The sequence below is a fragment of the Pseudoalteromonas sp. MQS005 genome, assembly GCF_001661605.1.
GTDB lineage: Bacteria > Pseudomonadota > Gammaproteobacteria > Enterobacterales > Alteromonadaceae > Pseudoalteromonas > Pseudoalteromonas tetraodonis.
Genome location: NZ_LYRQ01000092.1, coordinates 1 through 7,662, shown reverse-complemented (window position 1 = coordinate 7,662; position 7,662 = coordinate 1). Strand labels below are relative to the sequence as shown.

General features: G+C 36.3%; 8 protein-coding genes. 7 read left to right on the top strand and 1 reads right to left on the bottom strand.

Annotated features, from left to right (window positions below; genetic code table 11):
- Positions 1-89: 89 nt before the first annotated feature.
- The 7 genes from A9479_RS19060 (at position 90) to A9479_RS19030 (ending at position 6,402) form a co-directional block, all read left to right on the top strand.
- Complete coding sequence (locus A9479_RS19060; protein WP_020476975.1) at positions 90-896, top strand: sulfite exporter TauE/SafE family protein; 807 nt, start codon at positions 90-92, stop codon at positions 894-896.
- A gap of 12 nt (positions 897-908) precedes the next feature.
- Positions 909-1,763, top strand: coding sequence for an MBL fold metallo-hydrolase (locus A9479_RS19055; RefSeq protein ID WP_016900097.1), 855 nt, complete (start codon positions 909-911; stop codon positions 1,761-1,763).
- A 13-nt stretch (positions 1,764-1,776) separates the two neighbouring features.
- On the top strand, positions 1,777-2,127 hold the full coding sequence (locus A9479_RS19050) for a TIGR01244 family sulfur transferase (protein ID WP_016900098.1): 351 nt from the start codon (positions 1,777-1,779) through the stop codon (positions 2,125-2,127).
- The gene (locus A9479_RS19045; RefSeq protein WP_064664286.1) at positions 2,124-3,800 is read left to right on the top strand and encodes a bifunctional protein tyrosine phosphatase family protein/NAD(P)/FAD-dependent oxidoreductase; all 1,677 of its coding nucleotides are present in this window, start codon (positions 2,124-2,126) and stop codon (positions 3,798-3,800) included. The genes A9479_RS19050 and A9479_RS19045 overlap by 4 nt, the downstream gene beginning before the upstream one ends.
- A gap of 36 nt (positions 3,801-3,836) precedes the next feature.
- A complete protein-coding gene (locus A9479_RS19040; protein WP_036955265.1) occupies positions 3,837-4,451 on the top strand; it encodes a bifunctional 2-polyprenyl-6-hydroxyphenol methylase/3-demethylubiquinol 3-O-methyltransferase UbiG in 615 nt (204 codons plus the stop codon).
- 893 nt (positions 4,452-5,344) lie between these two features.
- Positions 5,345-5,737: a hypothetical protein gene (locus A9479_RS19035; RefSeq protein ID WP_064664285.1), complete on the top strand. Its 393-nt coding sequence runs from the start codon at positions 5,345-5,347 to the stop codon at positions 5,735-5,737.
- Positions 5,738-5,934: 197 nt separating this feature from the next.
- Positions 5,935-6,402 carry a hypothetical protein gene (locus A9479_RS19030; protein ID WP_231893600.1) on the top strand — a complete coding sequence of 156 codons (468 nt, stop codon included), beginning with the start codon at positions 5,935-5,937 and terminating at the stop codon, positions 6,400-6,402.
- Positions 6,403-6,693: 291 nt separating this feature from the next.
- Here A9479_RS19030 and A9479_RS19020 read toward each other — a convergent pair whose 3' ends face one another.
- A complete protein-coding gene (locus A9479_RS19020; RefSeq protein WP_064664283.1) occupies positions 6,694-7,572 on the bottom strand; it encodes a hypothetical protein in 879 nt (292 codons plus the stop codon).
- Between the last annotated feature and the right edge of the window lie 90 nt (positions 7,573-7,662).

The window sequence follows — 7,662 nt, the reverse complement described above, 5'->3', positions numbered from 1 at the left end:
GTGATTCACCTTTTTTAATTAGACATATTTCCTCTTAGTTGTTATAACATTTAATTATATTATATTCTTTTTGGTTTGAGGTTTGCGGTATGGTTATTCTTGGATATTTAATGGCCGTTTTTATGGGGCTAATTCTTGGTGTTATAGGGGGAGGGGGTTCAATACTTACAGTTCCTATACTTGTTTACCTAATGGGAATTTCACCAGATATCGCAACTGGATATTCATTACTTTTAGTTGGAGCTACAGCTGCATTTGGAGCAATTCGATATTTTCGTGAAGGGCTAGTTGACATAAAAGCTTCAATACTTTTTGCGATACCGTCAATTGTAGCTGTATATCTTACTCGTGCTTTTTTAATGCCAAATATCCCTGACGACATACTTTTGTCGCCCATACATATCACTAAAAATACAGCGATTATGGTTTTATTTGCCATCTTAATGTTGGCATCGGCTGTAATGATGTTACGTAAAGCGTATAAATCTCAAACTGTAACTAACTCCGCACCTGCTATCTCAAACTCTAGTTCTAGAGTTGCTTTAATAATGACTGAAGGCGCTGTAGTTGGTTTAGTGACAGGTGTTTTAGGGGCTGGAGGTGGCTTTTTAATTATACCTGCACTTGTTTTGTTTTTAGGTATGCCGATGAAAAACGCGGTTGGTGCTTCACTTTTTATTATTGCGCTTAAATCATTACTCGGATTTGTTGGCGATTTACAAGCAGGTATTTCTCTCGAAGTGCCGTTGCTTCCACTTATGCTCGTTGCCACCTTTATCGGTATGGCTATTTCAACAAAAGTAGCGAGTAAATTAGACGGTGCTTCATTGCAAAAGTTCTTTGCCTTTTTCACTTTGATAATCGCCATTTTTATTATTTCTAAAGAGTTAATCTAGAAGGAAAAAACTATGAACGTTGAAACATTTTACGACACAACAACCGCTACTTTTACTTATGTTATTGTTGATAAAGCAACAAGTAAGTGCGCTGTTATTGATTCTGTACTTGATTATGACGCTTTTTCAGGAAAGTCATCAACTGTTAATGCAGACAAAGTGATTGAGTTTATTAATAGCAACAATTTACAGAATGAATGGATTTTAGAGACTCATGTTCATGCAGATCACATAACAGCTGCCCACTATCTAAAAACAAAGGTTGGAGGAAAAATAGGCATTGGCAGCGGTATCAAAGAAGTATTAGATACTTGGTTACCTGTATTCGAAATGTGTGATGACACGCCAAGCGATGGAAGTCAGTACGATGTATTATTTGAAGAAGGTGATACATTTAATATTGGTGATCTTAATGTAACCGTTTGGCATACACCGGGTCATACACCTGCTTGCGCAAGCTATTTAGTTAATAACTCAATTTTTGTCGGTGACACCATGTTTGCACCCCACCTTGGGACTGCTCGATGTGACTTCCCAGGCGGTAGTGCAAAAGATTTATATAATACAATCCAACGATTCTTTACTTTGAGTGATGATACAAAGGTTTACTTAGGTCATGATTACCCTAAAGAAGGTTCATCACCACTCTCTTGTATTTCAATTGCTCAAGCCAAATCTGAAAATGTTCAAGTCTCGCCAAGTGTAACAATGCAAGAATACATTACCAAGCGTGAAAAAAGAGATGCGACATTAGCAGTGCCTAAATTACTACTACCAGCAATTCAATGTAACTTGAGAAATGGCCAATTTTTAATATCTGAACAGACAGGCAAACCTTTTATTAGAGTTCCTGTTAATTCAATATAGTTGGAGAGATGTTATGAATATTAAAAAGTTATCTGATGATGTATCAGTTTCACCCCAAATAAATATTGAAGACTGTACGGAAATATTAAAAATGGGGTTTAAGAGCATTATTTGTAACAGACCCGATGGTGAGTGCGAAACACAGCCCTCATTTTCTTCTATTAATGAACAAGCTCATGAGCTTGGTATATTAACTTATTATCTACCAGTCATTAGCGGTGCTATTACAGAAGAAAACAAGCAAGAATTCGAGTTTGCCCTTAGTAAGCTACCAAAACCTATTCTTGCATATTGCAGAACGGGCACTCGTTCAGGGATTCTTTATTCAATGGTTAGTGCAAATAGTGAGGGTGAACGATTATGACCTTTAAGCGAGTAACACCTGAATTATCTGTATCAGCACAGATAACGCTGAACGATTTGCAGCATATAAAAGAGCAAGGCTTTAAATCTATTGTCTGTAATAGACCTGATGGTGAGGGGGCTGATCAAATTAGTTTTGCTGCAATAGAAAAACAAGCAAATAATTTAGGCTTAAATTGCCATTACTTACCTGTTGTAAGTAGTAAGGTGACCGATGATGATATTAAAAACTTTGAAAATATTGTTAGAGACTTACCGAAACCTATTTTAGCTTATTGTAGAACAGGTACTCGCTCAATCACGCTATGGGCCATGAGTGCACCAAAAACATATTCTCATGAAGAGATTTTAAATTTATCACAAAAAGCGGGCTATGATTTAAGTGGTGTTATTAGACGTTTAAAAAATAATGGTGAAACGCAAATCAGTAAAGCTGATTTTGCTTACCCTATTGTAATAATAGGTGCTGGGGCAGGTGGTGTCGCTGTTGCTGCGAGTATTAAGTCACGTTCACCAGAGAGTGAAATAGTTATCATTGAGCCCAATGAAATACATTATTACCAACCTGGTTGGACATTAGTTGGCAGAGGGGTTTTTACTCCTGAACAAACGGTTAAAACTACAGCGTCGGTAATACCTGATGGTGTAAAGTGGCTTAAAGGTGCGGCAGCTGCATTTATACCCGATGAAAACTTGATAATAATTGACGGTTGTAGAACGGTTAAGTATGAACATTTGGTAGTATGTCCTGGAATTAAGCTTGATTGGCATAAAATTGATGGGCTCAGCGAAACATTAGGTGAAAATGGCGTAACCTCAAATTATAGGTACGATTTAGCACCCTATACTTGGGAGTTGGTGCAAAACCTCAAGAAGGGAAAGGCGGTGTTCTCTCAGCCACCAATGCCGATAAAGTGTGCCGGAGCTCCCCAAAAAGCCATGTATTTATCATCCGACTACTGGTTTAAAAACAAAGTAATTAATAATATAGATGTGGAGTTTTACAATAAAGGCGAAGTTCTTTTTGGTGTTAAAGAGTATGTACCTGCTCTACTAGAGTATATTAAAAAGTACGATGTCAATATGAATTTCAATCATGAGTTAATTGCTGTTGATGGAAAGCAAAAAATAGCGACTTTTAAAGTGGTTAATGGCGAAAATGAATCTGTGGAAAAAGTTAAATTTGATCTGTTGCATGTCGTGCCCCCTCAATCTGCTCCAGATTTTATTAAAGTGAGCCCACTTGTCGATGAAAATGGCTGGATAGATGTTGACCAATCAACACTGCAGCATAAAAAGTTTAGTAATATTTTTGCATTAGGTGATGCTACTAATGCGCCAAACGCAAAAACGGCTGCTGCTGCAAGAATGCAGGCACCAGTTGTTGCTACTAATCTTTTATATGCGAGAGGATTATCTAAATATCAAGCTATATATAACGGTTATGGTAGCTGTCCACTGACTGTTGAACTTGGCAAAGTCGTATTAGCTGAATTTGGTTATGGTGGTAAAGTAATGAATAGCTTTCCGTCATGGATTATTAATGGTAAACGCCCATCTAGACTTGCTTGGCTACTAAAAGAAAAGTTGTTGCCGCCTATTTATTGGTTAGGCATGTTAAAAGGCAGAGAGTGGATGGCAAAACCAGAGAAGTTATCAGATAAATCAGACTAGCAACCCTACTAACTTTGATAACAATAAGGCTTAATAATGAATAATCCTGTTGACTTTTGGGACGACCGATTTGCATCAAGTGACTATGCTTATGGCAAAGAGCCTAATGATTTTTTAAAAGCAAATACACATTACATTACGGGCGAAAAAATATTGTGTTTAGCTGAAGGGGAAGGGCGTAATGCTGTTTATCTAGCCAAGCTAGGTTACGAAGTTACTTTAGTTGACTTTTCAAGTGCCGCCCTTTCTAAGGCTAAAGCCTTAGCACAAGAGCAACAAGTTGAGATAACAATTGTTCAAAGTGATCTGTCACAGTATCAAATAGCTGAAAATAGCTGGGATGCAATTATTATGATATTTGCACACCTTCCACCAGCAATTAGAAGGCAGGTACATTCTCAGTGTGTGTCTGGATTATCAGACAATGGTGTACTTATAATTGAAGGTTATACGCCTTTGCAACTTAATAACAACACCGGTGGCCCAAAAGACGAATCGCTTCTATATACTCAACCAATGTTTATTAATGATTTTTCAGCACTTTCATTTATTATTTTTCATGAAGTAGAGCGAGAAATAAGTGAAGGGGTTTATCACTGTGGTAAAAGTAATACATTGCAACTCGTCGCGTTAAATCGAGATCATAATTAAAGCTTAAAATTAAAAACACAAACTACCATAAACTTTGAATCGATATTATTTAATAACGCTTTAATACCTGTTCGATAGACGTTGGCGCATTCTTGCCTTGAGTTGGCACTTTTGTTCAGCTATATAAACGAGTTAAGTCGTCGACTATTTGCCAGAAAAGTAATAGCTGCCTGAATGAAATTAGTCGAGTAACTTCAAACTTTTTTTGTTGTGGAAGCAGGTGCTGTACTTTTTTTGGCTAACGCTTCACGTGACATTTTTGCTTTTTTGCGACGTTCTTTTAGATGCTCAGTAAAAGCCAGCTACACATCACCTTCGCTTAATAGTAGTTAATTAATAATATACCTCCAAATAAAATAGACACAGTTGTATCTAAAATGGATTTTAAATAGAATTAATGGATACTATAGCGTCTATTTTTTTTGCAAGTAAAGCGTTTGGCTCTGTTAATGCCAAGCAAAGTCGATACCGGCTAATCTCATTTAGGGCCCCTATACAATAGAGCTTTTAATCAAATTAAAAGCTTAAAATACACATTAGCATTTTTTGCTCCTCAGAATAAAGTGCCTTTTAGGTAACATTAAGCCGTTTTTAGGCCTTAAAGTGACTTTTAGGTCACTTTAACTACCGACGCTTATACCCAAAAGTTTTGTATTGTTTTTACTTAATCTACTTTTTTAGCTTGTTGAAAAAGTCTAATTAAAATTATCGTCAACACAGCAGCCGGCAATAACCATATAAAATCACTCATTTCTAACCCTCAATATTGAAACAATAATCTAACCTTAATGTTTTTGATGTATTTTGCAAATTTACGTCGTTTATCTATTACCTTTCAATTTTTCTCCTGACTTTTGCCTAGTTAGTTTTAGGACAAATAACTAGGAAAAATAATGAAAGATCAAAAATCACCGTTTATACGCCAATATGTACGCGCTAGTAAATCACCGTGGGATGACAGTTCTACAATTTTGCTATTAGCTGATGTAATTAATAAGCAAACGAAAGAGTTGGGCTTCACAAACTACATTTATTTACACCGAGATAGCGTGGGGAGTGTTTTGGGTATTAGTATTTCTCAACAGTTACTAGCTGCTAATCCTGAGTTCTCACAGAGGTATTTGGAAGGTATTGAGATGTATGCTTTTTTACTTATACATATTGAAGACATTACAAACTTTTGCAGCTTGTTTACTGCAGAATTTGAGCAATTATTTATGCTAAAACCCAGTATATATTTTGCAGCTGCAGAAGATAGTTGGTTACGGTTAATAGAAAGCTCATAAACTCTGGCGAGCCTTTAGGCTCGCTTTTTACTTTTAAAGATTCTGATCCAATTGTGTTTTAAATAAATAATTTAAACTCACAAAAAAGTCACTATTTCTCCCTGAGAGTGGCTATTTATTAATAACCTCATAATAAGGGGAGTAAGTAATTATTAACGGATAATAATTATCAAATTAATTTACGATAAGGAAACTCTATGACTTGCAGATATACCTCTACTCTAGACACTATCACCCTGTTAGAAGATGTCAAAACGGTTGTAAGGGATAACGATCATAAAATAAACAAACTCATGCTAAGTGCAGATAACCCTAACTTTAAAGGCTTTTGGGCTATTGTAGAGCCTCAAGTTTTTAATAAAAAGCACCTTAATTATCGTGGCGTAAAATTGTTGATGTATAAATTAATGATTTGTTTAATAAGCGATGTACACCAACCTGTACCAGCATATCCTGATTACGATGACGAGTTTTATGAAGAGCCAGAGCAAGCATTTAGTGATGCGCCAGAAGAACACTTTGATTCAGTTTTTGATAGCAAGTTTGAGGATGAATTTGGAGAAGACTATAAAAATGATATTGAAAATGAATTTGTTGACGAGTTTGAACAAGATCGTATTGATCGTAATATCCAAGATGCAATAAACAGTTTTCTAAATAAATAATAAAGGACAAATATAAGTTATTTTAATAATAGAATAACTGCCTAATCATTACCCCTAAAATATGCCATGAGTCATTATTTGCAGGCTCACTGCTTAAGCTGGAATCTGGTTTAAGCAGCTCAATCTCATTAATAGAGATTACACCTCTAGGGGAAGGCGTGATGCAAATATAGCGCCTTGTTATTACTTCACAAAAGCGTGTATTTAATAATAATGTTGGCAAGGCTTTAAATAGGCCAAAAGCAAAGGGGGAATAGATTAACATCCATTCCCCCTTTGCTTATCTATCGTTTATTGATAAAACATTTCATTAATTTCTTCACATAATTTAGTACGGAAAATAATAGATGAGTGAAGTAATTCAGCATCGCTTTCACTGAGAAGTGGTGCTCGCGTTTTTTTGTCGTAACGTTCAGTTAGCTCCGTAAATAGCTGTTCGTGGAGTCGCTTAATGTCATCAAAAATTTTAACTGATTGGGAGAATAAAAAAACCTTACTGTAATCGCCATTTTTTAACGAGGCCAAATATTTTAGTAAAATGACCTGTCGTGCAGTTTTATTTTTAAAACTGTGTTCCACCTCAATAGCGGCTATTGAGCCATCAGGAAGAAGCACGGCGCCATCCACAGTTCGCGTATCAGATAGGTTATTAATACGTTTAAATTCAGGTTCAGTAATAAACCCCGTCCACATTGGGGCGTATGTTTCATCACTGTGATAATTATGTAGACCGCGCAGCATGACAAAAGCGTTTATCAGATTATGCATAACATAATTTTGATTAAACTGCAGAGCGGGGTTTTTATTTGCTCTAAAGTGAATGTTGATACCCATTATCTCCTCGGCAAATTTGGCAGCAGTGTAAGTGGGTACGTATACGCGTCCATCAGGACTACGATGCGTTTTTACCACCCGCAGCAAACCATCTTTTTCTAGCCGGTTTAAATGCTCTAATGCGAGGCGATGATTAATGCCATATAGCCAACGAATAATGCCCGGTGTAACAATAGAAAACCGAATAGTGATTAGTACGGTCAATCTAGTTCGGTTAACCCCTTTTTGATGGTTGTTTGCGCCTTCACAATACCGCATATCAATATCAAAATAGCGAGGGTAGTGAGTATGAAGTGGGTTGTTCGTGTCTGAAATTTTTGATTGTTGCACCGTCATTTCATAAAATCCTTTTTGTTCTGCACAACTAAATCAGGACACTTTTCTTAAGGAACTTTGCTCATACTCTACTGGCGATAGATCACCATT